Source organism: Erwinia sp. JH02 (assembly GCF_013074405.1).
GTDB classification, from domain to species: Bacteria; Pseudomonadota; Gammaproteobacteria; order Enterobacterales; family Enterobacteriaceae; genus Erwinia; species Erwinia rhapontici.
On sequence record NZ_JABANZ010000001.1, the window covers coordinates 369518 to 395630 of the forward strand.

The following is a 26113-nucleotide window of genomic DNA, read 5'->3' on the forward strand; positions in this document are numbered from 1 at the left end:
CAGCCTGGAGGCTTCCCATAAATTAGCCTATCGCAATGTAAGCAACACCCGCTCCTGACACGGTGAACGGTCTCGGAAACATTAAGGTCCGCGGTGAGCGAGAAGCAAAGGTTCTGGTTGCTACTTAGAGTAGGATAAGATGTCGAGGTTAGCCGTGGTGATATCTGAAGAAGGGCTATTGAAGGGCGTTAAACATTTGCCGTCTGGCCGCTATCGCAGGCCGCAAGATCATGCTTTGGCACAGAGCAGTGCCAACTGAGCACCCAATACGCCAAGGATAGGTTGAAATATAACATCTCCAAAGCGCCTTGACGGGCAATACACTAGAGCGTCAATGACTAACAAAAATCTATGGATATAAACCTTCTTGGCTTTATGCCAGCGTTACTCCCTGTTGCACTGTCCCCCGGAGCAAGCTTCACTCTTGTTATGAGTGGTGCCCTGGCAGGCGGTCAAAGAGGATTGTTCAGGACTCTTGCCGGAACGGCTTTGGGCATTTACACCCATGCAGTTCTAATAGGCCTTGGGATAACCGCTGTGCTCATCTCGTCTCCAGAAACTTTTGCTGTGTTGAACGTTTTTGGTACCGCCTATCTGCTTTGGTTAGGGGTGATGCTCATTCGCAACGGCATAAGGGCAAATCCAGGAGGGTTTGCTGATGCAAAGCATTCTGTGACGTTAAGAGAGGCCTGGATAGCCAATGTTTTGAATCCTAAAGCCATTATTTTCTATCTGACTGTCGTTTCGCAGTTCGCAGGGATACAGGGAGGCGTTTGCAACTATCTGACACTGGCGTCAGTACATGTCGTGGTTATGTGCATTTGGCTTTACGCCGTCAGTCAAACACTGATCTTTTCAGTTAAAAAAGCCAACCCAACAATGCTCAAAAAATACGTCAACATTGCCGGCGGAATGTTGCTTATTGTTTTTTCTCTGCACAGCCTGATCCCGTAATTCATCACTTATAGCGACAACGGCCGCTCCTGTCACCTGGATGCCGAGGGTAAGGCTTGAAGGGCAGCGGAGAGCGAGGAGCGGAAGTTATGCCTGAGCGCTAACGGTTCACTCTTCATATCAGTCAGCGCGATCAGAAAAACTACGCGTGGGCGATTGCCCGGCCTGATATCTACAACTACAGTCAAAAGTAAACATAACAAGCGTTCATAATGCCCGGCCACGAGTCCTTTGAGAGTACAAGTTCTGCTTTTAGCAGAAAACAGCGGAGGTGAATGAGATGGTTGATGAAAACATGCGAATTACGGACAGTCATGAGCTTGAGAAACTTTACGGTGCGGTCGCAAAATCTTCTTTAACGAAGGTGACAGACCATATTCATCCTGCCTACCGACCCTTTATCTACCGCTCATTCTGAACTCGATAGCTCTGCCATCATCAAACTGCATGAGTGCAATCGCACCGGGACTGTTAAATAATGAACTGGTCATGATATATCACTCAATTTCTGATGCATGTAATCAATGAGCGCTCGTGTTTTAGCGGGCAAGTAACGTCGATCTGAATAAAGTGCAAACAATTGCAATGGGGCTGCCGATTGTTCACACGCAATCTCAATTAACCGTCCATCGTTAATGTAGGGCTGGCAGGCTTGTTTCGATAGAATGGCAAAACCGACACCTGATACCGCCGCTCGTCCTGCCATCTCTCCACTGTTTACCCGATAATGCGCTTTAACCTTGATTGTCTCGAATCCCCCCTTTTTATTGACAAACTGCCAGGGTGCACCCTTCAGTGCACTTACTGTTGTAATACAGGGTAATTCTTCAAATTGCTGGATCTGGGTAGGGGTGCCATAACGCTGAATGACGGAGGGGGCTGCGACAATGGTGCAAGGGATAGTCACCAGATGACGGGCTATGTAGTCACTGTCATCCATCTGACCACGGGTAATAATGATCGCTAAATCCAGATCATCTCGCAGGGATTCGAAACCTGACAAATTTGTGACGCAGCTGATCTCCAGGTCCGGATACTGGCAGGCAAAATCGGCAATAACAGAACCCAGTAATGCAGGACCGACTTCATTGGGGATACAGAGACGTAGTGGACCCTTGAATTGCATCTGCCTCAAGGTTAATTCTGTCTCAGTTTGCTCCAGGGCCTCCAGTAATGGTTTTGCCCGGATATAGAGTAAGTGCCCCGCCTGGGTGAGTTTCATATGTCGGGTACTGCGTTCAATGAGCTGAAGATTCAGTTTTTCTTCTAACTGAGAAATACAACGACTCACATTTGATGTCGGCATTTCAAGGACTTTCGCTGCCCTAACAAAACTTTCTCTTTCAACCACAGTAATGAACACTTTCAGGGTATTAAAATCAAGAGCTGAACGCATTAACTATCCCACATATGATAACAATCAATGCCATTTTTACCATCTAATGAACAACAATGATAGCAGTTAAACTCGGATATCTTTCAACTACAGGTTGCTTGCTATGCCACAGGTCACACAGATGTTTAATCATAAAGCCCTTATGCGGATAGCCTTTGTAATGGCTTTTATCCAGTTCACGAATGCGCTGGAATATATGATGTTCAATCCTGTTTTTGCTTTTATGGCGGCAGATTTCGCCGTTCCCGTATCATTCTCCGGCTATGTATCCGGTATGTACACATCGGGTGCTGTCATTTCGGGAGTAATCGCCTTTTACTGGATTGATCGTTTCAATAAGAAACATTTTTTAATCGCCAATATGGCACTCTTAGGCCTACTGACGCTTTTTGCGACATTTACCTCCAGTTTTAGTCTTCTGCTTACGCTACGATTCTGTGCAGGATTGGTTGGCGGTACGACAATGGGGGTGGGTATCAGTATCTTGATAAATAACGCGCCGACTAACGTGCGCGGGAAAATGTTGGCGACGGTAATTGCGTCATTTTCGATGGTAAGCATTGTAGGAATGCCCACTATATTATTCTTGTGTACGCATTATGGTTGGCATGTCGCTTTGTGGTTAATAAGCATTCTGTGTTTGTTGGCGTTGCCATTGATTGTATCCATCATCCCCCACGAACCCGTCTCTTTAGACAGGCTCCACGCGCAACCTATCGATGTGGATACTTTGCTGTTCGCCTCCAGTAATGCGCTTGTACAGTTTAGTCCAATGCTGGTTATTCCAGTTATGGTGCCCTTACTGACACAGCAGTTGGGCGCTTCGCAAGACCTTTTGCCCTGGTTGTTCTTCGGCGGGGGGGTTACAGGTTACTTGTCCACAAAAATGACAGGCGTGTTAACCTTGCGTTTTTCTGCTTTGATTCTGGCGACAGGGTCAACGATAGTCTTTATATTGAGTCTGTTATTACCATTCATGGGCTATCAGCATGCGGCGTTGTTTATTACTTTATTTCTCGGTGCATCATACAGCCGTCTGGTTTCATCTTCGGCAGTGTCTATTCAGTATCCTGATGACAGGCAACGCGCTGGATTTTCTTCATTACAGACATCGATAATGTATCTGATTACCACCGTCGCATTTTTCCTGTCTGCTTTTCTATTACCCGATTACGGCATCGCACCCCAAAATCTGAATACGTTGTTGGCGGTATGTGCAATTTCCGCATCAGGGTTCCCAATCATCGTGATCATTCTGCAAAAGAAACTGGCTAAACGTAATATCCGGCCAGATCATCTCATCACTGATTAGCATAACGTCCGCTCCTGGCACTGAGCTGCCCGTGATGACAAAGGGCAGCGTTGAGCGAAAAATGGACAGTAAAAGTGCCTTGTAAACATCAGGTAACTATTTATTTTTATCTGGACGAAAAACGACGCTACTAGCCTATTTTTTTAACGGTCCTTGTACCTCGAACCTGATTTATGCCATGCGTATCAATTCCAGTAAACCAGATAAGTCAGTGCGGCAGCTGAACAGAAAGCATAGGGGCTTAAAAGCAAAACATCCGAATAAGGCGTTTCAAATATCCGGGTAACTGGCCATGCCAGTACAACCAGCCACATGAAGAGGGTAGAGAACACGATAAAAAAGCTCCCCTTTAAGGAAGCATCAGGATAAAATCGCTTTGCAATCATGGCTAATGGCATGCCGATTATTAATGAACCTATCGTGGTCCCAATAATACTTGTCATGACGATGAACAAATAAGTTAAAATGAGACCCGATGCGGATGTGCTGCTATTTCCCCAGGAAAGATAGATTAAAACCAGCAATGAACCCACTATACTACTAAATATTGCTGATATCGTAGATTCCCTAACCCAGTTGTCGTCAATAATTTTCGGCATAATTTTCTCTACGTCTGAGTGGCTATATTTCATGCGGCGTACCCGCTTGAATTTTTCGGCGCGAGGTTTGATCAAAAAACAGGCTTCAGGCACGACATCCTCTGCATAGTCGAAGGACATTAAGGCGGCCGTCAGTTTTTTTGTGGGCAGGCCAGTGAGTGTCTCGCATCGTTAAGGCTGAATCGCCTTACCCTGCTCATCAAGCAGATCCGTCAGGAGTGCCGTACCATCACTCCCCACCCGGAATGCTCCGTAACGTGCCTGCGCAAAACGCTCGCCATGGCCTTCCTGAAAGAACCAGGCATTGGTGCCGACGGTCAGCGAGCCGTCATGCTGATGGTATTTCACCCGAAGCTGATTCGGCTGCAAAGGCTCACCCTGATCAAAGCGGGCCTGAGTCGCATGACGCTGAGCATCAAGGTCAACAATCAGGGTTCCGCTGGTCGGCAGGCATGGCGCTGACAGGGTCGCACCGCAGGACTCAGCCTGTTGATATAACGTCAGCTCCAGAGGGCGGGTAAGGGCATAATTGAGCGCCATGTAATCACCCTGCATCAGGGAGCGCGGGTCAACCGGGGCAAGGGGTAAAATCATGATCACGCCTTGCTTCAGCAACTGCTCTTTTTGCCAGATGCTGACATTGACGGCCACCAGCGCCAGCGCTACCAGAGCGCCAACCAGCCATCGGCTCTGTTTATGCATTCTCACTTGCACCTCCGATCTGTGCGGGTAATACTTTTTTGACTCCCCACGCCAGCCCCAGTAAAACCAGACCGCTGACCAGCAGCAGCAGGGATTTCTGCAGCAGAATGACCTCCAGGAAGTAATACCAGCCAATAACATACAGCACCATGAAACCGCCACTTACCACCAGTAACCCCAGACTTCCCTGATAACGCGCCATCAGAATTAACCACAGTCCCAGCCCAATACCCGGTGCATAGAGGGCGGCAGCCCCGCAGATAAGCGCAGCGGGCAGTGTGATGATCGAAAATAGCAGCCGGCTGCTTTTTTTCTGAAAGAGCGCACTCAACACTAAACCTGCCGCGATCCCTGTGCCTGTTGCAGACTGAAGCGTGGAAAATTGCGATTCTTCCCAGAAGAAATCCGTGAGATAGGCCGCGTTTATCCCGAGGAAACTCAGCAATATCAGCCCCCCCGGGATGCCATACAGCAGCGGATGTAACGCCTCAGCATACGTTCCTGCCTGTAACCTCAACTGATGACTGACAGTCCACAGCCACAAAAATACGACCGCCGCCACCAGTACGGACACAGCAAGGTGTCCCCCCGTCGGGGACAGGTAAAGCCGGGCCAGAGAATGGCCCGCCAGCACCAGAAAAAAGGTCAGGGCAGTGATGGCCATAAACCGATAAGTGCGGTTGGGCATAGCCACCGCCATCGCGGCCAGGATCGGCAATGCAGTGAGTGAACTCAGCATAATAAAGCTGACATCATTGCTCTGAATTTGCAGCAGAACGCCGGATATCAGCCCGCACGTTGCCGCAATCGCCCATGCCAGTCCGAGGTGATTATGACCGTCACGCTGACTGCTTAACAGGACATGCGCAATGGCGGCGAGCAGCAGCGAAGGAATAATAAGGGTGGCAGCATTCGGGTCTTCGAGCAGATCAGCGACATAGAGCATCAGTATCATCAGTAACAGAATGATGACCGCTGCGACCCAGCCTCCGACGCTTAGCGCCAGCCTCAGATACCAGGGCAGGTCGGACGCGTGACCGTGTTGCTGAATTTCTTCAACCTGCAAGGCGCTCAGCAAACCCTGCTGACGCAACGTGTCTGTCAGTAAGGTCAGCCTGGCCGGAACCCGATCGATCGGCCCTTTATCAACCAGTTTGCGTTGCCACTTCAGCAGGATCGAACCATTTACCACCACCCAGAATGCCATCAGGGCGCCGGTCAAAAACAGATCACCCGTATCGTAGGCTGAAAGAAATAACTGCATGATTAGCGCACAGCCAACAACGGTCAGGCTGGCGATGCCCAGCGTCAGTATGCAGAGATCCTGATAGCGGTAACGGTACAGGTAATAACCTGCCAGCAGGGCGATCACCCAGCCGCCCGTGATATAAGGAAGGGGAATATCGCCGCCCCAGTCAGAGAGGTTCCCGGCCACGATGCCGGTCAGCAGCAGCAGTAAAAATCCCGCCATGACTCGCGAGAACCAGCGGCTTGCCAGCCAGCTCTCGGGGTGATGCGTTATCGCCCGCCAGGCCAGCGCTTCCCTGACAATCAGGCAGGCTGCCAGCACCGCCAGATACCCGTGGAGCATAACCGACGGGAGCCTGGTGAAACTGTCAGACACGGCGAGATCCAGCAGTGACGTCGGCAGCGTGTTGTAATAGAGCTGGAACGCCAGGTTAGCGACCAGCCAGCTGCAAAACCACAGGCTGTTTTGCCGGGCAATCAGCGCCAGCGGCAGAAGAACGCATAACCAGGCCCGGAATAGCTCCCAGCTGTCAGCACCGGTCTGATAAATCTGTCCATACAGTGCAAACAGGGCGCCGAAGCTTAACCCTGTCGCCAGCAATGCGCTGCGTGCCAGCGTGCTGTACCAGCGCCACCAGACCACCGCCGCCAGCGCGACGATCAACAGCTCGGCCAGGGCAAATTTCGCCATTTTCGGCAGCCAGGCCCAGTTCCAGGCAACAAAGAACACCGCTCCGGCAACCAGCGACAATAATCCCAGACAGGAAAGAACCGGAATAAGAAACTGACGCCACTGAGCATCTGACGGTCTGATTCCACAAAAAGTATAGATACGCTGGCAGGTCTCCGGGGTCAGGCTTCCTCCTCTCACCAGGCGTGCGATCTGTCGGCAAAGATACTCTGCCGTCCGTGACGGCATGCCGGTGATGCCAACGGGTGCAAGCTCCCTCATACTTTCCCTGCCTCTGTTTACGGTATGAATTTGATGAGTGTGTCATTAAACCGCTGTGGTGCTCAATGGGTTCTGTTCAGGCAGGCTTTAGCACCACCACCGCATATCGGCATATCTCATCAGTCTCATTTTTGAAAACACAATCAGCCGGATCGCCTACCTCCAGACAATCCCCCGTGGACATTTTAAATGTATGCGTGCCTTCTTCAAACGTCAGCCTGCCTTCGAGCACCCATATGAGCTGATGCCGGGAAAGGTAGGCAATGGCCGGCATGGGCACCGCAGTATGGGCCGGAAGATCGATGCTGACCAGGTCGACAGGAATATGACCCGGTGATACGTGGCGGCGAACATAACCGGTTTCGGGATCCTGCCAGACAGGCTGATTTTCAAACGTGACCAGCGTACCCGGACGTACTTCTGTCAGGGCAATGAGATGCGACATTGACATATCGAATGCGCCTGAAAGTCGTGCCAGCAGCGTCGCTGTGGGGCTGCTTTCTCCGCGTTCTATTTTATGGATCATGGCGCGCGAGACGCCGGAACTCTCAGCCAGCTCCGTGAGCGACCATCCTCTGATTTCTCTTTCCTGCCGCACTTTCTGACCGATGCGTGCATTAAGGCTGTCTTCTTTATTGGACATTTCATCTGACATAGTGGATAACTACAATAGTGTACGATTCATCTACTTTAGTGAATGACAAGAGGGGTGTCTACCATGCTTATTCGTTCTGCCCGAGAAAGTGACGCTGAAATGATCGCGGAAATTTATAACGACGCGGTACTGAACACCACCGCGATCTGGAATGAAAAAACCGTCGATCCGCTAAACCGGATTAAGTGGCTTAATGACCGGCATGATGCCGGTTTTCCTGTCGTCGTGGTGGTGGATGAAACCGATATCGTGCAGGGATATGCTTCATATGGTGACTGGCGTCCCTGGGACGGTTACAGACATACCGTTGAGCACTCTGTCTATGTTCATAAAAGTGCCCGTGGAAAGGGGGCAGGCACAGTGCTGATGCAGGAACTCGTCAGACTGGCGACAGAGCAGGGTAAGCATGTCATGGTGGCAGGGATTGAGTCTGAAAACACGGCATCCATCGCGCTACACAAAAAACTGGGCTTCTCCGAAGCAGGCCGTGTTTCTGAGGTCGGGAGCAAATTTGGCAGATGGCTGGACCTGACCTTTTTGCAATTGCGTCTGGATGCGCGCGAAGCCCCCTGAAGGGCATGTGTCATGAGTATCATCCGTCGTTTTAAGGTTTCTGGATTGACGGGTTGCCAGAACCGCATTCAAGAGGCATATCAGGATGATGTTCAATATATTCCCTGTGTCTCATAAGCCAGGCTTTCAGGCGTTCGCACGGAGTCAGATTGCGGTTATAAAGCGTTGCTGCTCTCATGTCCGTAAATGAGGCAAAATAAGCATTCACCGTTGCACAGACAGAGGAAAGACCATGCCACCCTGGAAAGCCATTACACCGCGCGCGTCGGGACTCATTATGGTGTTTTCATCAGCCATTCTGTGGAGCACGGCAGGTATTTTCGTGAGACAACTCGATATGAACACCTGGGCTATGGTCGCCTGGCGCTCCCTGTTTGCTTTCCTGTCACTTGGCCTGTTACTGGCGGTGTGCGGTAACCTGCGCCACTTTTCATTCCGGCGCGATTTAGGGTTACCAGGCTTGATAACCGCTGCGGTTATGGCTTCATCAATGTTTTGTTACGTGGCGGCGTTGAAACTGACCAGCGTGGCCGGTGTGATGACGGTCTATGCCACCATTCCTTTCTTTGCTATGGGGTTTGGCTGGCTCATGCTCCGGGAAAAAATCACAAAACGTGCGCTACTGGCTGCGGTGGTGAGCCTGTCGGGTGTCATCCTGATGGCCACCTCTGCGGTGGGGCCGGGCGACATCCAGGGTAATCTGTTGGCTCTGACGATGACGGCGGGCTTTGCTGCAAGCATAGTGATGTCAGGCAAGTGGCCAGAGATGAACCTGCCAGCCGTAACTGCCCTGGCCTGCGCACTTTGTGGCGCATTCTGTTTTATCATGATGCCTCGCGGTCTTCCCCTTCCTGGTCTGAAGGATATGGGATGGCTGCTGGTTTTTGCGCTTGCCACTCAAAGTTTGAGTTATCTGCTGTTTATGGTTGGAAGCCGGTATGTCGCCTCGGCAGAGGCGAGCTTGATTGCCCAGGTCGACATCGTGCTGGGCCCCTTCTGGGTCTGGCTATTTGTCAGCGAACTGCCAACCCGATACACGTTACTGGGCGGGAGCATAACCTTCATTGCTGTCACTCTTTATCTTGCGAGTGAATATTATCTTAAAAGAAAAATTCAAAAGTCTGGCTGAGGGATAATTTAACAGGTAATACGGCGGCTATACGATCAAATCTGACAAGATGCTGCATGATCAACCTCGTGATTGTTAATCAATAGCATAGCGATGGACGGTGCCGTAGCTAAGCGACTGGGCGGTGCCAGAGGATTGATAAGAATATAATGTTTTTTGCCCGTATGAAATTGAAACTCTCGGGGGTTGTGACAAAAGCTTATTTGCTATCGCTCCGGTATGTAAGTCGTGTCCGCCCATGGCACTTGGCTGCCCATCAATGCAGAGGGCATATGTGACAGGTTTAATTGATATGCCTTTTGAGTTGAGAAAAAGCCCCGGCGAAGACAGTCGTCGTGGGCTTTTCGAATTTACAGACCCAACGCTGACAGACCCGGATGGTCATCCGGGCGACGTCCCAGAGGCCAGTGGAACTTGCGTTCACTTTCCTTAATCGGCATGTCATTGATACAGGCGAAGCGACGGAGCATCAGGCCATCTGCTTCAAATTCCCAGTTTTCATTCCCGTAAGAACGGAACCAGTTACCTGAATCATCACGCCATTCATAAGCGTACCGGACAGCGATTCGGTTGCTATCAAATGCCCACAACTCTTTAATGAGACGATACTCAAGTTCTTTTTTCCACTTACGAGTGAGGAATGCTTTGGCTTCTTCACGATTATTTGCGAACTCGGTTCGATTACGCCATTGGGTTTCCAGTGAGTACGCCAGCGATACTTTTTCGGCATCGCGACTGTTCCAGCCATCTTCGGCGAGCCGAACTTTCTCCGTCGCGGATTCGCATGTGAACGGAGGAAGTGGCGGGCGAGTGTGTGTATCGGACATGATAAAGCCTCCCGTAAATATGGATAGATCAGTAGAAACCGTTTTAGGTACTCAGGAACTAAGGAGAGACCTGTTCCAGCAAATGTTTCGCAACGTCCCTTGCACTGTCGGCGGCGCTGCAATCGCCCATCACATAGGACATAGTGATAGCGCCCTCTATAAGAATCAGCAACTGCCTGGCCAGAACGGCGGGTTGCTCAATGTTTAATTGCTCAGTGAGTTCGAGCGTGTAATCCAGTAGTTTTTGTTTATGCAGTTTTGCTATCTGACGAACGGGGTGGTGATGATCACCCACTTCTCCGGCGGTATTGATAAATGCACAGCCACGAAAACCTTCCGACTCAAACCAGCCCCTGAGCACACCGAACATCATCAAAATGCGTTCCTGAGGAGTATCACCTTTATCCGATTCCGTTCTGAACCAGTGCATCCAGCGTTCATCTCGTTCTTTCAACGCGGCTGCTGCCACGTCATCCTTGGTCGCGAAATGGCGGTAAATACTTTTTCTTGCTACGCCTGAGGTCTTGACCAGGAGGTCCATCCCTGTGGCATGAATCCCGTTCCGATAGATCAAATGCTCGGCGGTAGTGAGAATTTTTTCTCGGGTATCTGTTGGCTTCTTATTCATGAGATGAGAGTAGAACGATCGTTCTACCTAGTCAACAACTTTCTCCATCCCATTTCCCGCCAATCCCATTAGAATGCGTCAATACGTCAGATAAGAACCCAACATGTCTATTGGTGAAGTGGTGAGGGCCGCCCGTGGCATCAGGCAAATACCACCTGAACTTTAGCCGCCCGGGATTTATCGGCGGCCATCTCCAGCGCCTCGACAATTTGCTGCTGTGGGAACTCGGCAGAGAGCAGGGGCAGGGGATTGATACGGCCGCTCTCCAGCCATTGCACCGCCAGGCGGAACTCATCGATAAAGCGGAACGATCCTGCCAGCATAATCTCCTTCACCAGCAGCGGGCCGAGCGGGAAGTCCAGCGAGGCTGCCCCCATGCCCAACTGCACAATGCGCCCTTTAGGGCGCGTGAAACCGACGGTGGAAGCAATCGCCGCCGGGGCGCCAGAGGCCTCGAAGCACAGATCGAAATAGCCGCCATCCTCCTGCCAGCCTGCCGTCAAGGCGGTATCCGTCGGGTCAATGGCGCGCGTTGCGCCCATCTCCAGTGCCAGCTCGCGGCAGCGGGCGCTCATATCGGTGGCAACAATTTCTCCGGCGCCAGCGGCAAAAGCCGCCGCAATCACCAGGCAGCCGATGGGGCCAGAGCCGGTCACCAGCACTTTTTTTCCCACCAGATCGCCGGCCTGATGAATGGCATGCAGCGCGACTGCCAGCGGTTCGGCAAAAGCCACCACTTTAGGATCCACATGGTCGGAGAAAGGGATGCACTGTGCGGGGCTGACCGCCACATAGCTGGCAAAGCCGCCGTTCACATGCGGGAAGAACTGCGCGCTGCCCATAAATTTCATCGTGCGGCACAGGTTCTGCTTACCCTCCAGGCACAGCACGCAGCGATTGCAGGGCTGCGACGGATTGATCGCCACACATTGCCCGGCGTGCAGGCCACTGTCTAAGGGGGCCTGTTCAATGCGGCCGACAAACTCATGCCCCATGATCAGCGGCTGTTTGAGGACCGACATGCCTGCGCGGCCGTGTTGGTAATAGTGGATATCGGAACCACAAATGCCGCCGCGTTCAACCTTCACCAGCACCTGATGATCGTCCCACGTCAGTGAACGGGTTTCATTACTGACTTGATGCGCCGCGCTGACGACGCTGGCCAGGATCGCTTTACTGTTCTGCATGATTTTCCCTCAGTGTGTTGACCGGTTTAGTGGATGGTGTGTCGTCATCCGGCAACGCAATCACGTCGATTTTGCCGACCAGGAACAGGTACGCCAGGAAGCCCATCAGCGCCACGGCGGCGATGTACCACATGGCGTACTGGAAGTTATGGGTGCGTTCGAGGATCACTCCGATCACAATCGGGCTGATAATCCCCGACAGGTTGCCAAAGATATTGAGGAAACCGCCGAGCGTGCCAATCAGATGGCGCGGGATAACATCACTGCACACCACCCAACCGAGGTTAGAGAAGGCGTTGGCGAAGAACGCCACTGACAAAATGGCAATAGCAATCGTCGGGCTGTCCTGGAAGAAGTTGACCAGTGCGATGGAGGTGGTCACCAGTAAACCGGACATGACCGGCAGCTTGCGGGCAAAGGTGCGCGAGTAGCCTTTTTTCAGCAGCATATCGCTTAAGGTGCCGCCGCACAGTACACCTGCCATCGCCATCAGATAGGGGAACATCGCGCCGATCCCGGCCTTAGCAATTGACAGTCCCAGCCCTTTCTCCAGATAAACGATAAACCAGGTGAGGAAGAAGTAGAGGGTGGATGAGGCGGCGAACTGTGCGATAAACAGTCCCCATACTGTGCGCTGGCGCAGGATATGCTTCACGCTGGCCCAGTTCACCTTGCCGCTGCTGCCCTGCTGATTCTGTGAACCATAGCCGCCGCCATCGCGAATGTAATCCAGCTCAGCCTGATTCACCGTTTTGCTGTGCTGCGGGTCGCGATAGGCAATCAGCCAGTAGATGCCGAACACAATGCCGATAGCGCCGGAGAGATAAAATGACATTTCCCAGCCGTATTCCGCGACAATAAAGGAGAGCAGGGGCGTCAGCAGCGCCAGGCCAATATATTGCGCACTGGAGTAGAACGCGGTGGCACGGGCGCGTTCATGGTCCGGGAACCAGGTGGCAATGATCTTGGTATTGGAAGGGAACGACGGCGCTTCCGCTACGCCGATCAGCGCCCGGCAAACCAGCAGCATGGCGAATGAGGCGCTGGCGGTGGCAAACAGATGATGCGAAGCAAACCCCATCACGAAGGTGAACAGGCTCCACAGCACAATAGCGCTACCGTAGAGAATGCGCGATCCGACGCGGTCAAGAATATAACCCACCGGGATCTGGCTCATGGCGTAGAACCAGGTAAACATTGAAAACAGCAGACCAAGCTGAGTGGGTGTCAGGGCGAACTCGCCCTGAATATGGGAACCGGCCACCGACAAATTGGCGCGGTCCATGTAGTTTATTGCCGTGACCACAAACAGCATCAGCAGGATCGACAGGCGTGAACGGGTGGGTTTGACAGTCATTCAGCCCCCTTCGCGGCAGGCAGGGCAGCGCCTGATGACGGGGAGAGGCTACTGAACGTGGTCAGTGCCGCCAGCAGCACGGCGACGACCAGCGAACCGCCCATAAAGATGTAGGAGGCCGCCGGGCTTCCGGTCAGGCCATTGAGGTAGCCGACGATCCAGGCACCCACGAAGGAGCCGAGTGCGCCAAAACAGACCACAAAGGACATCGCTCCGGCGACCACGTTACGTGGGATCATCTCAGGAATCGCCGCAAAGAATGGACCGTACGGGGTGTACATCGCCCCCCCGGCAATCACCAGCAGTCCCCAGGAGAGCCAGAAGTGGGTGGCACCCAGCGTGAATGAGGCGATAAAGCACACGGCACCCAGGCCGAGAAACACCAGCACAATCGCTTTACGTTGCTGATATTTATCCGAGAACCACGAGGCAGTGAGCATCAGCGGTACGGCCAGCAGGTAAGGGGCTGCGGAGAGCCAGCCCGTGGCGACAATGCCCATGCCGGAGGCGGTTTTCAACATTGACGGCAGCCACATAATGAAGCCGTACATGCCGATGTTCCAGAAGAAGTGAATAAACGCCAGTGCCAGCACCTTCGGTGAACGGAAGGCTTCACGGTAGTTTTTCACCGGCTTGATTGCCTGTTGCTCAGCCGCCAGCGCCTGTTCGATGGCGCGTTTTTCCGCATCATTCAGCCATTTTGCATCGCGCGGACGGTCGGCGTATACCAGCCACCAGATCCCGGCCCATAGAATGGCGGGTACGCCTTCGATAATAAACATCCCACGCCAGCCAAAGGCGTTAACCAGATAGCCGGAGAGAATGGACATCCACAGCACCGTGATCGGGTTACCGAGGAATAAGAAAGTGTTGGCTTTTGAGCGCTCTTCGCGGGTAAACCAGTGACTGAGAAAAATCAGCATGGCGGGCATGACCACGCTTTCGGCCACGCCCAGCAGGAAGCGGATTACTGCCAGCGCTAACACGCTGTGCACCATCCCAGTGGCGGTAGCAAGTGCCCCCCAGAGGATCAGGCTCCAGAAGATCAGCCGTTTGGCGGAGTGTTTTTCCGCATAAATGCCACCGGGCACCTGGAAGAAAAAGTAGCCGAGAAAAAACAGTGCGCCGAGCAGGGAAGAGATACCCGGCGTGATATTCAGATCCTCCGCCAGACCCGCCGCCGCACCGAAGCCGTAATTGGCACGGTCGAGATAGGCGAGGCTGTAGGTAATAAACGCAATGGGGATCAGTTTCCCCCAGCGACGGGTGGGTAATGCCCCTGCAATTGCCTGATTCATATTGCTGACCTCTGTTGTAAGGATGGGTTGAGTCTTAACGCTCAACTCCGGGTAAGGTGCCGCTACAGTGTGGCGAGCCAGCCGCCATCGACGTAAATCATCTGGCCGTTAACGTAGTTGGACGCGGAAGAGGAGAGGTACACGGCGGTGCCGATCAACTCTTCCGGCAGGCCCCAGCGGCCAGATGGATTACTGCTGCGCACCCACTGGTCAAACTCTTTGTTCTCCACCAGCGCCTGATTCATATCGGTGAGGATGTAGCCCGGGCCAATGCCATTGGTCTGGATGTTGTATTGCGCCCACTCCGCCGCCATTGATTTTGTCAGCAGCTTGATGCCGCCCTTGGCCGCGGTGTAAGGGGCGACGGTGGCGCGGGCCGCTTCGCTGGTGAGCGATCCGATATTGATAATCTTGCCGCCCTGGTTGCGCGCCACCATTCGCGTGGCCGCTGCGCGTGAGACAATAAAGGCGCTGGTGAGATTGATATCCAGCACGCGCTGCCAGTCGCTGAGTGCCAGTTCCAGCATCGGTTTACGAAACTGAATCCCGGCGTTATTGATCACGATATCCACCGCGACCTGCTCCTGGTCGAGCTGACTGAACATCGCTTCGACGGCGGTTTCATCGGCCACATTAAACAGAAAACCTCTGGCCTGAGCACCCTGAGACGCCAGCGTGTCGAGGGCGTTTTGCAGATGCTCTTGCTGTGTGCCATTAACGATCACTGATGCCCCGGCCGCCGCGAGTCCCTGGGCATACGCCAGCCCAAGGCCGCGGGTTGATCCAGTGATCAGTGCTGTTTTACCGTGAAGAGAGAAGAGGGAAGACATAATGGCTCCGGATAACGTTATATGTAACATGACTAACAAGTTGTGGGATAAGATCTACGTGATGGCGCGGAAATCGGCAATAAACTGATAATAAAAATGTCGGCCATGTCACAACATCGGCGTAACTTTTTAGCCTAAAACAACCTAAATTCATTAAAAACAGCGGCTTAATTATTTATCACCAACGCCTTGCCAATTATGGTGGGACAATGTTAAAACTAGATCCAGCTTGTAGGACAGGTTATGAAGAGAGGAAGCCGGTGACTCTGGAAAGCGTGCAAAAGCACAATGTCGTGAATTTGATTTACGAACAGATGAAGCAAAATATTCAGGATGGCGTGTGGGAACCGGGCTGCAAATTGCCATCAGAGGCAGAGCTGACCGCCACCTTTAACGTTAGCCGCGTCAGCGTGCGCAGTGCCGTGCAGAAGTTACGCGACCTCGGCGTGGTCATCACCCATCAGGGGAAGGGCACCTATGTCACGCGGGACGTGGCGCGCTACGGGGCATTCAGCGACAATCAGCCGATCCTGCATCTGTCACAGGAAGAGTTTGATGATATGCGGGTTTTCCGCCAAACCGTCGAGTTTCGCTGTATGGATCTGGCGGTGGTGAATGCCAACGATGAAGATATTCAGCGACTGGAACAGGCGCTGAATCGGATGCTGGTGAGTAAAGACGACTACAAAAAATACTCGCAGGCTGACTACGATTTTCACCTGGCCATTGTAAAAGCGTCCCATAACAAGGTGTTTATCCATGTGATGGAGTCGCTAAAAAACATCTACATCCACTACCTGGAAGAGCTGAACCGGGTGCTGGGCATTACACTGGAGAGCGTGGAAGCGCACATTAAAGTGTTTATGGCGCTGAAAAACCGCGATGCGGCCACCGCCAGCGATACGCTGAACAGTGCGATGGCGCATAACGTCAACGCCATCGAGGGAGTGAAATCCGGCGAGAAATAAGCGCCCGCATAAAGCCTCTTAGCCGGGGCTTTTTTAAATCTTACACTTGTAGGACATCATACATCATTGCGGTGATTTGGAGACATTTATGGAAACGTTGAAAATAACCAATATCAGAACCCTGCTGACCGCACCGGGCGGCATCGATCTGGTCGTGGTCAAAGTTGAAACCAACCAGCCTGGCCTGTACGGACTGGGCTGCGCCACCTTTACCCAGCGCATATTCGCCGTGGAAGCCGCTATCGAAAACTACATGCGTCCATTCTTGCTGGGCAAAGATCCGCTGCGTATTGAAGATATCTGGCAGTCGGCGGCGGTCAGCGGCTACTGGCGTAGTGGTCCGGTGATGAACAACGCGCTGTCCGGGATTGATATGGCGCTGTGGGACATTAAAGGCAAAGTCGCGGGTCTGCCGGTGTATCAACTGCTCGGCGGAAAATGTCGTGATGCCATTCCGCTCTACCGTCATTGCGACGGGGCTGACGAGGTGGAAGTGGAAGACAACATACGGGCGCGGATGGAAGAGGGCTACCAATATGTGCGTTGCCAGATGGGAATGTACGGCGGCGCAGGTACCGACGATCTGCGGCTGATTGCCGGGAAGCTGGCCAAAGCACGGAATATTCAGCCGAAGGTGTCACCACGCAGCCAGACGCCGGGGATCTACTTCGACCCCGATGCCTACGCGCGCGCGGTGCCGCGTCTGTTTGACCATTTGCGCAATAAGCTGGGTTTCGGCGTTGAATTTATTCATGATGTGCACGAGCGTATCGCGCCGATTGCCTCTGTGCAGATGGCGAAAAGCCTTGAGCCATATCAGCTGTTCTTCCTGGAAGATCCGGTGGCACCGGAAAATCTCGACTGGCTGAAAATGATCCGGGCACAGAGCAGTACGCCGATTTCGATGGGTGAACTCTTCACAAATATCAATGAGTGGAAGCCGCTGATCCAGCAGCAACTGATCGACTTTATTCGCTGTCACGTCAGCACCATTGGCGGCATTACCCCGGCGAAAAAGCTGGCGACCTACGCCGAGCTGCACGGCGTGCGCACCGCATGGCACGGCCCTGGCGATATTTCTCCGGTTGGCGTGGCGGCCAATATGCACCTGGATATGAGCGTGACCAATCTGGGAATTCAGGAATATACCCCGATGAATGATGCGTTGACGGAGGTGTTCCCGGGATGCCCGGAAATCGATCGCGGTTACGCTTATCTCAGCGACCGTCCGGGGCTGGGCATTGATATTGATGAAGAAAAAGCGAAACGATATCCGGTGAGCGGTGGCCTGCCGGACTGGACCAATGCGCGTCTGCCGGACGGTAGCGCTGCACGCCCCTGATCCCACCTCAACGGGGCGGCGGCGAGGCTGCCGTCCTGTCATCCTTTGTTACCCTTGCCGTTAAGACTTTTCCCTCCTTGTGCCGATAACTCCCCCGCATGGCAGCGGAGGTAACATCGCCGTTCTGCCGCATCACCTGTGACGGATTACGTAGATCAATAAACTATCGTCAGCACTTAAGTAGGCAACAATGAGTCAATCTTCTTTCTGGAACACGGCCGCCCGGCTGAAAAGAAGCGGCAGTCAGCCGCGCGCGGGTGTCTTTGATTCCAGCCAACCCCCGGTGAGTATGAATGCGCTGGGGTTGAGCCGTAACAGCGCGGGTCTGCTGTTAAGTTTTGTTCCCCCTTTTGCGGAATTCAGCCGTGTCAGTCAGGCGTGGCAGAGCCTTAACGGTACGCGCCGCAGCGTGGTGACCCTCTCTTCCAACGGTGCATTGTGCAGCGGTCGCGGGCAGAGCACCTATTGTGATGGCGCAAGCCAGCAGGGGAGCTGGCTCTGGCTGCCGGAATCTCTGATCGCCCGGCATGAAGTGCATGAAGTCGACCTGCATGTGCAGGATACGCAGACCGCCCAGCAGCGCGTGAGCGCGATCCAGCACGAGCTGGAGCGGGTTGTGGTGAATATGCCGCTCTCGGCCGATCGTACCTTTGCGCTCATTTTCTGTGATGGCTTATCCGCTTCCGAAGGGTTCCTGATGCAGGCCTGGTACGCGTCAGGGCGTTTCCCGTGCCTGGCGATTGGCGGCTCTGCGGGCGGAACGCTGGATTTCGACGGCACCTGGATTGGCAATGGCGGGCGGATATTGCAGGGCAAGGCGGTGATCGTCTTTTGCCAGATGGCGGAAGGAAAGTCGTTTGCGCCGTTTAAAAGCCAGAACTTTGAGCCCACTCAGCAGAGCTGGCTGGTGGCCGAAGCCGATCCCGTGGCACGCACCCTCTCGTCGCTGTTTGATGCCCAGGGCCGTCAGCATAATGTGATTGAAGCCCTGTGCGCACGTTTGCAGTGCGCTCCCGCTGATTTACAGGCCCGTCTTCAGGGGCTGACGTTTGCCGTAAAAGTGGAGGAGGAGTTCTTTATTCGCTCCATCGCTAAAATCTTGCCGGACCGCATTCAGTTCTTCTGCGATCTGGAGTTTGGTGACCGTCTGCATCTGTTGAAAGAGACCGATTTTGCCAGCGCCACGCGCACCGACTGGGAGACGTTCACCGCACAATACGGCCAGCCCGCAGCCATGCTGCTGAACGACTGCGTTCTGCGCCGCGTCGGTAATCAGGCCCGCCTGCCGCAGTCGCACTTCTTCAGCGGGATCCCGTCTGCCGGGTTCTCCAGTTTCGGTGAAATCCTCGGTGTTCCGATTAACCAGACGCTGTCGGCACTGGCGTTCTTTAACCGTCCGTCCGATGCGATGCGTAACTTCCCGGTGCAGTATGCCGCGTACGCCAGCCATTATGCCCAGCGCGCGCTGCGTCGCTGGGAAGCGCTGAATACGTTGCAAACGCGCATTGTGAACCAGGTGGTGGAGTATCAGCAAAAGCTGGACCCGTTGATGAAATCGCTACCGTTGCTGGAAAATGCCACCCGCAGTCAGAGCGATGCGCTGAAGGCGGCGGAAAATAATATCCGCTCCATCAGTGATGCCGCGCTGCACAGCCAGCAGGCCCAGCACCAGCTCAGCGCCGGGCTGGATGAGCTGGAAACCATCTCTTCCGGCATTACCACGATTAACAGCGGCATCAGCAATATTGCCTTCCAGACCAATATTCTGGCGCTGAATGCCGCAGTGGAAGCCGCACGCGCCGGGGAAGCTGGGCGCGGTTTTGCCGTGGTGGCAAGCGAAGTGCGCCGTCTGGCACAGTCATCGAAAGATCAGGCTGATGCCACCTCACACAGCATCAGCGATGCCGTCAGTACCATTTTGCACATCAGAAAGGTCGCGGTGGATACGGTAGAAAGTGCCAGGCAGATGGCGCAGGAGAGTATCGACGCGGCTAACGCCATTGCGGAGATGAGCAGCCAGACGGCCAATGAGCGTAAAAGCATCAGCGAAAATCTGGACAAACTGAGCGAGATGACCTCCGGTATTGATGCCATGCAGGAAGCCGTGGCCCAACTGAAGGTGTTGCAGAAACTGGTGGTAACGAAAGCGTGACAGTGTCACCTTAATAACGACAAAAAGCCCCGAAAGGGGCTTTTTTATGGGCTTAATTCAGTGGTGCGTGACTTATTTAGTCAGTTCGGCGGTCATATGCACGCCGTTGTTGAAGTTGGCCTCGATGATTTTGTAGCTGCTGCCTGTCTGCTGTGCCTGAGCGGCAATCTGCGCTTCAGCGGCCGACAGGGTAGAGCCAGTGGCGGTCACGCTCTGTGCAAAGCTACCGAAAGAGATCAGTGAAAGAGCGGCAACTGCTACGAAAGTTTTGATGGATTTCATGGTTAATTCCTCAGAGTATTTTATGTAAGTTGAGACGTTCTGTCTCGATGTGATAAATACTACGCCTGCTAATAATAAACTAAAATCGGAATTTATTGTCGATAACTGTCAAATAATTTGAATAACAAAATGTACTAAGTCTGTAACAATTAACGCCATGTCGCGCCGGATTTCTCTGGCATAATCAAGTTGATACCCGGGCTTCACCGGGATAACAATAAAACGAATAAAGCTGTCTGCCAGTCCTGCGCTGGCTGGAGCACTTGCAGGTAGGGATAGTTAATGACGTCGAATCACCTCCAACTGGACAGCAATGAATCGTTGCTGCGCCATCCTTCGTTCGTGCGCTTCTGGCTGGCACGAACCTTCTCCTCATTCGGTTTCCAGATGTTCTCGGTGGCGGTGAGCTGGCAAATCTATGCCATCACTAACAGTGCAATGGCGCTGGGGATGATCGGTCTGATGCAGTTTCTGCCCTCGGTGCTGCTGGCATTACCGGCCGGGCATCTGGCGGATCAGTACGACCGTCGCCGGATTGTGCTGTTCGGGCAGGTGCTGGAGTGGGGCGCGCTGCTGGCGCTGATCCTGCTGACGTTCTATCAGTGGTCGGATAAAAACGCGCTGTGGGGGCTGGTGTTCCTGATCTCTGTGGCAAAAGCCATTGAAGGCCCGGCGATGCAGTCAATGCTGCCTTCGCTGGTGCCGCCTGCGATGCTGGCACGCGCCACGGCGGCGGCGGCCGTTAGCGGGCAAAGTGCGGTGATTATTGGTCCTACGCTGGGCGGGCTGCTGTATGTTGCCGGGCCGGATGTGGTGTACAGCGTGGCCGCTGCGTTCTATCTGCTGTCGATTGTGATGATTGCTTACATCCGCTTTATTCGTGCGCCGCAGCCGCGCCTGCCCGCCAATATCAAGACGCTGTTTGCCGGGGTGAAGTTTATCCGTGAGCGGCGCGATGTGCTGGGGGTGATTTCCCTCGATCTTTTTGCCGTGCTGCTGGGTGGTGCGACCGCGCTGCTGCCGATTTTCGCCAAAGATATTCTGCATACCGGCCCCTGGGGACTGGGAATGCTGCGCGGTGCGCCGTCAGTGGGTGCGCTGCTGGTCGGTATCTGGCTCAGCCGTAACAAGCTGGAGAAAAACGTCGGCATGATCATGTTTGGTTCGGTGGCTGGATTTGGCGTCGCCACGCTGATTTTTGCACTCTCCAGCCAGCTATGGCTCTCGCTGCTGGCACTGGCCGCGCTGGGTGGGTTTGATATGGTCAGCATGGTGATCCGTGGGGCGCTGGTGCAGCTGGATACCCCTGATGATATGCGTGGCCGCGTCAATGCGGTGAACAGTATCTTTATTAACACCTCAAACCAGCTTGGCGAGTTTGAGTCCGGGATGCTGGCCGCGCTGATGGGGGCAGTTCCCGCTGCGGTGCTGGGCGGTGTCGGCACGCTGGTGGTGGTGGGGCTTTGGATGACGCTGTTCCCGCATTTAAGACGCAGGCAGAAGCTGGAAAGCGATCCTGATGCCGGTCACGGCTAAACTTTTGGAATATTGCGTGTTAAACGCCGGCATCAGATTGAAATAAAAAGTTAATTAATTGACAGCTTATGCCAATTTCTCATAACGTGATTTCCAGCCCAATACCAATAAAGAGAATACGGAACATGACCACGCGTTACGCTGACAGAATGGAGGGCGTGAAGCCTTCGGCAATCAGGCAACTGCTCCAGTTCGGTGCAGATCCGTCGATTATTTCATTCGGCGGCGGTTACCCGGATTCGAGCCTGTTCCCGGCAAAGGCATTGCAGGATATTTTTGCTGAACTGCTGTCAGGGCCTGGCGAAGTATCTCTGCAATACACCCATTCCACCGGGATGCCCAGGCTGCGTCAGCAGATCGCGCAGCGTATGGCAGCAGACGGCATCGTTTGTGAAGAAGACAATGTTCTGATCCTGCAGGGAAGCCAGCAGGGGCTGGATCTGGCGGCCAGACTGCTGATCAACCCTGGCGACCTGGTGGCTACCGAAGCACCCACCTTCCTAGGGGCGCTGATCGCCTTTAATACCTGCCAGCCAGATTATCTGGCCATCCCGATGGATGAGCAGGGGCTGATGACCGAGGTGCTGGAAGAAAAACTCAAGGCCGGGCAGCGGATTAAGCTGCTGTATACCGTGCCGGACTTCCATAACCCAACCGGGATCACCCTGTCACTGGCACGCCGTCAGCATCTGATCCAGCTGGCGAATCAGTATGACTTTATTATCCTCGAAGATTCGCCGTACCGCGAAGTGCGTTACCAGGGCGACAAAGTCGCCACGCTGAAAAGCATGGATACGGAAGGACGGGTGATCTACTTCGGTAGCTTCTCGAAGATCCTCGCACCGGGTCTGCGCCTGGGCTGGTCGGTGGCTTCTGCTGAGATCACTGAAAAGCTGGGGCTGCTGAAGCTGGCCGCCGATACGCAGTGCAGCACGCTGAATATGGCGGCGGTGTCGATGTATCTGGAAAGACACAATATTGATGACCATATCCAGACCATCAAAGCGCAGTATTTGCGTAAAAAGGAAACCATGCTCTCGGTGGTCAGAAGCGAATTCCCGCAGGGGATCAGCTGGACCGATCCTGACGGTGGCCTGTTTACCTGGATGGAGTTCCCGGACGGGTTTGATACGGCGAAATTTATGCTGGAACACGCGGTGCCGGAAGCCAAAGTGGTCTGGGTGCCGGGCGCAACGTTCTTCCCGACCGTGCAGCGTGACAATTTTGCCCGCTTCAGCTATTCCACCCACAGTGATGAGAAGATCATCAAAGGTATGACGGCGCTGGCCGATCTGCTGAAGAAACACCTCTAATCTGCTGTTGAATGCGGAGCTGAACAGGGTTTGGCTCCGCATTATCTGTGATCTGCTTCATAAATCCCGTCTAATTTAGCGGTCTGCAACCGGTGCCACTTGCTCTGTTATGAGAATACTCGTTAGCATAAGTAATCGATTACAAAATGGTTAATAGATAAAGTAATCGATTACACAAAGAAAAGAGACTGACATTCCGATTACTGACCACTAAGGAACCGTTATGAAGCTGGTAAAAGCAGTGACTTCTACGTTATTCATTGGCGCACTGACGCTGGGCGCGATTCATCCTGTGCTGGCCGATGACGCCGCAGCCAAAAAGCATCTCGCGCTGCAAATGTACACGTTGAGAAACGTGGGTACGCTGGAGCAGCAATTTGCGGTGGCGCAGACATCAGGGTTCAGCGCGGTGGAGCTGGTGGGGACGCAGGGCGTCAGCGCCGATGAGATGAAAACGCTGCTGGAGAAATATCAGCTTAAGGTCACATCTGACCATGTTCAGCTCGCCGATTTGCGCAGCAACGCCGCTGAAATCATCGCGTTTAATAAAGCGGTGGGCAATAAGGTGCTGGTGGTGCCGTACCTGCAAATCCCGGATCGCCCGGACTCTGCCGCAGGCTGGAAAAAGCTGGCGCACGAGCTGGATGCGCTCGGCAGTCAGGTGAGAAAGCAGGGCATGGTGCTGGCTTACCATAACCATGACTTCGAAATGAAAAAGTATGGTGGTAAGACCGCGCTGGAAATTCTATTTGATAACAGCACACCAGCAAACCTGCAAATTGAACTCGATGTGGCATGGGTATCACGCGGCGGTCAGGATCCAGTGCGTCTGCTGAAGAAATATCAGGGGCGTATTTACGCCATTCATGCCAAGGATAATGCCGGTATCGGCATTCGTAACGACGAGATGAATTTTGCCCCGGCGGGGGAAGGTCTGCTGGCGTGGAACGAGGTACTGCCCGCAGCGGTGAAAGCCGATACGCGCTGGTTTATTGTAGAGCATGATTTGCCGAAGGATCCGCAGTCGATTATCCGTCAGGCGAATCAGTATCTGGTGGGGGCGCTGTCTCCGCTGGAGAAGTAGTTTTTATTATTTATAGCTACCGTCTTAAGGTCAACGTCAACGTCTTAAGGTCAAGTTCCAGGTCAAGGGCGTTTCGCTTTCCCGCTGCGCGGGCTGAGCGACCCAGGGTGGTCAATCGCCACCCCCCTGGGGACCCGGGCTTGCGGCAGGCGCATCGCCCGCTTACAGCGGGTTCCCTCAGTCAATCGACTTTCCGGCCGGAGCGGGTGTGACGTGACATCCCTGTCCCGGCACTCCCTCTCGCCAACGTCCTGTTGGCTCGTCCTGGAAATCCGCTCTCCTTCGGCGAGGCTTAATTGCCGACTCAACGTCAAAACCCAGGTCAAAATCTAAAAATTAAAAAAGACAAAAAACTAAATAAGACCAAAAAGGGTTTTTGTATTTGGTCTGTTGTCTTTTTTTTGATTTTGACCTGGCTGTTGATGTTTGAGCGGCAATTAAGCAGCGCTGAGGAAGCGATGTGAACCAGGATTCACCGCCAGGACGGCGGTGAAAGGTCGTGCCGGGACAGGGATGTACCGCCACGAGCGGTCCGTGGGTGAGCAACGCTTGCGAAGGCACCCGCTACGCGGGCGATGCGCCTGCCGCAAGCCCGGATCCCTAAGGGCGGGGCGACTGCCGCCCTTAGGTCGCTTCGCCCACGAAGTGGGAAAGCGAAACGCCGTTGACCTTGACCTTAAGACGTTGACCTGGCCTTTCGGGCTGACCGAAACAGAAGGCCAGCCCCTGCAACGGCAGACAGGCAGACAGGCAGACAGGCAGACAGGCAGACAGGCAGACGCATTCCCGCTTACGATCCCCGCGCCACATACCGCCACTGCAACGTGGTCTTCTGCGCCGGGCTTAGCGGGTCATTAATCTTCTTCAGCAGCAAACTCACCGCCTCACGGCCAATGTCCTGTGAGGGCAGCTCAATCGTCGACAACGGCGGCGAGGTCATATGCCCCAGCTCCGTGCCATCAAATCCCATTACCGCCACATCCTGCGGCACCCGCAGACCGGCTTCATCCAGCGCACGGATAGCCCCGGCGGCCAGCGTATCGGAGACGGCGAACACCGCATCAGGACGCGGTGACTGTTGCAGCAGGCGAGTCATGGCCTCTTTCCCTGCCTGATAGCTTAACTCACTGGCGTATTCCACGGCGGGAGGCGCGAGATGCTGTTCTTCCAGCACCGCGCGGTAGCCCTGTTCACGCTGTTTAGCGTATTTATACGTAAGATCGTGATTAATCATCGCCAGATGCTGACGTTCGCGGCGGATAAACTCTCCGGCGACAAAGCGGGATGCCTGATGATCATCAATGCCCACGCTCGATACCGCAGATGCCTCGTCGTACTCCGCACACTGCACCCACGGTGAATCACCAATCAGGGTGGTCAGCTCAGGCAGGGCGGAAAGGGCATCCATCGTGATCACGCCGTCAACCATCTTGCCGGAAAGCAGTCTCAGGCTGGACTGGGAGCGGGCGATATCGGAGCCGGAGTTGCACAACAAAATGCGGTAGCCGTTGCGCTCCGCTTCGGCTTCAATGCCCTTTACCACGTCGGCACAGAACGGGTTGGCAATATTCGACACCATCACCAGCAGCATATTACTGCGTGCAGTACGCAGTTGTCTGGCGAGCAGATTCGGCTGATAGTTACTCTCTTTGATTGCGTTGAGCACGCGCTCCCGATTCTGCGGTTTCACCGAGCCGAGGTTGTTCATCACGCGTGATACCGTGGCGACAGACACCCCGGCGAGGCGGGCAATTTTTTGGATCGACATCCTGATAAGCCTTCCTGCTGA

The 26113-nt window shown here is 53.8% G+C and carries 23 protein-coding genes; 10 read left to right on the forward strand and 13 right to left on the reverse strand.

The window, feature by feature from the left end; translation table 11 throughout:
- Window positions 1-351 precede the first annotated feature (351 nt).
- Window positions 352-954, forward strand: coding sequence for a LysE family translocator (locus tag HHI26_RS01695; protein WP_159336640.1), 603 nt, complete (start codon window positions 352-354; stop codon window positions 952-954).
- Between the two features lie 487 nt (window positions 955-1441).
- Here the strand turns inward: HHI26_RS01695 and HHI26_RS01700 are convergent, their stop codons facing one another.
- Window positions 1442-2350, reverse strand: a complete 909-nt coding sequence (locus HHI26_RS01700) for a LysR family transcriptional regulator (protein WP_171148465.1) — start codon at window positions 2348-2350, stop codon at window positions 1442-1444.
- A gap of 103 nt (window positions 2351-2453) precedes the next feature.
- On the opposite strand from HHI26_RS01700, the gene HHI26_RS01705 reads away from it, so the two are divergent.
- On the forward strand, window positions 2454-3662 hold the full coding sequence (locus tag HHI26_RS01705; protein WP_171148466.1) for an MFS transporter: 1209 nt from the start codon (window positions 2454-2456) through the stop codon (window positions 3660-3662).
- Window positions 3663-3847: 185 nt separating this feature from the next.
- On the opposite strand, the gene HHI26_RS01710 is transcribed toward HHI26_RS01705, so the two are convergent.
- The 4 genes from HHI26_RS01710 to HHI26_RS01725 all read right to left on the reverse strand — a co-directional run bounded on the left by HHI26_RS01710 (window position 3848) and on the right by HHI26_RS01725 (window position 7818).
- Window positions 3848-4381, reverse strand: coding sequence for a hypothetical protein (locus tag HHI26_RS01710; protein WP_241008194.1), 534 nt, complete (start codon window positions 4379-4381; stop codon window positions 3848-3850).
- A gap of 51 nt (window positions 4382-4432) precedes the next feature.
- Complete coding sequence (locus tag HHI26_RS01715) at window positions 4433-4963, reverse strand: GDYXXLXY domain-containing protein (RefSeq protein ID WP_159336642.1); 531 nt, start codon at window positions 4961-4963, stop codon at window positions 4433-4435.
- A complete protein-coding gene (locus tag HHI26_RS01720) occupies window positions 4956-7163 on the reverse strand; it encodes a DUF2157 domain-containing protein (protein ID WP_171148467.1) in 2208 nt (735 codons plus the stop codon). Before HHI26_RS01720 ends, HHI26_RS01715 begins: the two co-directional genes overlap by 8 nt.
- A gap of 76 nt (window positions 7164-7239) precedes the next feature.
- Entirely contained in the window at window positions 7240-7818 is a 579-nt protein-coding gene (locus HHI26_RS01725; protein ID WP_171148468.1) for an XRE family transcriptional regulator, read from the reverse strand.
- 63 nt (window positions 7819-7881) lie between these two features.
- On the opposite strand from HHI26_RS01725, the gene HHI26_RS01730 reads away from it, so the two are divergent.
- Both HHI26_RS01730 and HHI26_RS01735 read left to right on the forward strand, forming a co-directional pair.
- A complete protein-coding gene (locus HHI26_RS01730; RefSeq protein WP_133842032.1) occupies window positions 7882-8391 on the forward strand; it encodes a GNAT family N-acetyltransferase in 510 nt (169 codons plus the stop codon).
- Window positions 8392-8623: 232 nt separating this feature from the next.
- A complete protein-coding gene (locus HHI26_RS01735; RefSeq protein WP_171148469.1) occupies window positions 8624-9520 on the forward strand; it encodes a DMT family transporter in 897 nt (298 codons plus the stop codon).
- A gap of 350 nt (window positions 9521-9870) precedes the next feature.
- Here HHI26_RS01735 and HHI26_RS01740 read toward each other — a convergent pair whose 3' ends face one another.
- From HHI26_RS01740 to HHI26_RS01765, 6 genes are all read right to left on the reverse strand, one after another.
- Window positions 9871-10347: a DUF1348 family protein gene (locus HHI26_RS01740; protein ID WP_133842034.1), complete on the reverse strand. Its 477-nt coding sequence runs from the start codon at window positions 10345-10347 to the stop codon at window positions 9871-9873.
- Between the two features lie 58 nt (window positions 10348-10405).
- On the reverse strand, window positions 10406-10975 hold the full coding sequence (locus tag HHI26_RS01745) for a TetR/AcrR family transcriptional regulator (protein ID WP_171148470.1): 570 nt from the start codon (window positions 10973-10975) through the stop codon (window positions 10406-10408).
- A gap of 140 nt (window positions 10976-11115) precedes the next feature.
- Window positions 11116-12162: an L-idonate 5-dehydrogenase gene (idnD, locus tag HHI26_RS01750; protein ID WP_171148471.1), complete on the reverse strand. Its 1047-nt coding sequence runs from the start codon at window positions 12160-12162 to the stop codon at window positions 11116-11118.
- A complete protein-coding gene (locus tag HHI26_RS01755; RefSeq protein WP_171148472.1) occupies window positions 12149-13519 on the reverse strand; it encodes an MFS transporter in 1371 nt (456 codons plus the stop codon). Before HHI26_RS01755 ends, idnD begins: the two co-directional genes overlap by 14 nt.
- Entirely contained in the window at window positions 13516-14817 is a 1302-nt protein-coding gene (locus HHI26_RS01760; RefSeq protein ID WP_171148473.1) for an MFS transporter, read from the reverse strand. Before HHI26_RS01760 ends, HHI26_RS01755 begins: the two co-directional genes overlap by 4 nt.
- 62 nt (window positions 14818-14879) lie before the next feature.
- Window positions 14880-15647, reverse strand: a complete 768-nt coding sequence (locus tag HHI26_RS01765) for an SDR family oxidoreductase (RefSeq protein WP_133842039.1) — start codon at window positions 15645-15647, stop codon at window positions 14880-14882.
- Window positions 15648-15907: 260 nt separating this feature from the next.
- Between HHI26_RS01765 and HHI26_RS01770 the strand changes: the two genes are divergently transcribed.
- From HHI26_RS01770 to HHI26_RS01780, 3 genes are all read left to right on the forward strand, one after another.
- The gene (locus tag HHI26_RS01770) at window positions 15908-16615 is read left to right on the forward strand and encodes a FadR/GntR family transcriptional regulator (protein ID WP_171148474.1); all 708 of its coding nucleotides are present in this window, start codon (window positions 15908-15910) and stop codon (window positions 16613-16615) included.
- A gap of 88 nt (window positions 16616-16703) precedes the next feature.
- Complete coding sequence (locus HHI26_RS01775) at window positions 16704-17957, forward strand: enolase C-terminal domain-like protein (protein ID WP_133842041.1); 1254 nt, start codon at window positions 16704-16706, stop codon at window positions 17955-17957.
- A 190-nt stretch (window positions 17958-18147) separates the two neighbouring features.
- On the forward strand, window positions 18148-20109 hold the full coding sequence (locus tag HHI26_RS01780) for a methyl-accepting chemotaxis protein (protein ID WP_171148475.1): 1962 nt from the start codon (window positions 18148-18150) through the stop codon (window positions 20107-20109).
- Between the two features lie 72 nt (window positions 20110-20181).
- Here the strand turns inward: HHI26_RS01780 and HHI26_RS01785 are convergent, their stop codons facing one another.
- Window positions 20182-20391, reverse strand: a complete 210-nt coding sequence (locus HHI26_RS01785; protein ID WP_133842043.1) for a YdgH/BhsA/McbA-like domain containing protein — start codon at window positions 20389-20391, stop codon at window positions 20182-20184.
- Window positions 20392-20673: 282 nt separating this feature from the next.
- Here HHI26_RS01785 and HHI26_RS01790 point away from each other — a divergent pair, with 282 nt between their 5' ends.
- From HHI26_RS01790 to HHI26_RS01800, 3 genes are all read left to right on the forward strand, one after another.
- Window positions 20674-21927 carry an MFS transporter gene (locus HHI26_RS01790; protein ID WP_133842044.1) on the forward strand — a complete coding sequence of 418 codons (1254 nt, stop codon included), beginning with the start codon at window positions 20674-20676 and terminating at the stop codon, window positions 21925-21927.
- 125 nt (window positions 21928-22052) lie between these two features.
- Complete coding sequence (locus tag HHI26_RS01795; RefSeq protein ID WP_133842045.1) at window positions 22053-23240, forward strand: PLP-dependent aminotransferase family protein; 1188 nt, start codon at window positions 22053-22055, stop codon at window positions 23238-23240.
- 337 nt (window positions 23241-23577) lie between these two features.
- Window positions 23578-24324, forward strand: a complete 747-nt coding sequence (locus HHI26_RS01800; RefSeq protein WP_238337022.1) for a sugar phosphate isomerase/epimerase — start codon at window positions 23578-23580, stop codon at window positions 24322-24324.
- Window positions 24325-25114: 790 nt separating this feature from the next.
- Here HHI26_RS01800 and HHI26_RS01805 read toward each other — a convergent pair.
- Window positions 25115-26092 carry a LacI family DNA-binding transcriptional regulator gene (locus HHI26_RS01805; protein WP_133842047.1) on the reverse strand — a complete coding sequence of 326 codons (978 nt, stop codon included), beginning with the start codon at window positions 26090-26092 and terminating at the stop codon, window positions 25115-25117.
- Window positions 26093-26113: the final 21 nt, after the last annotated feature.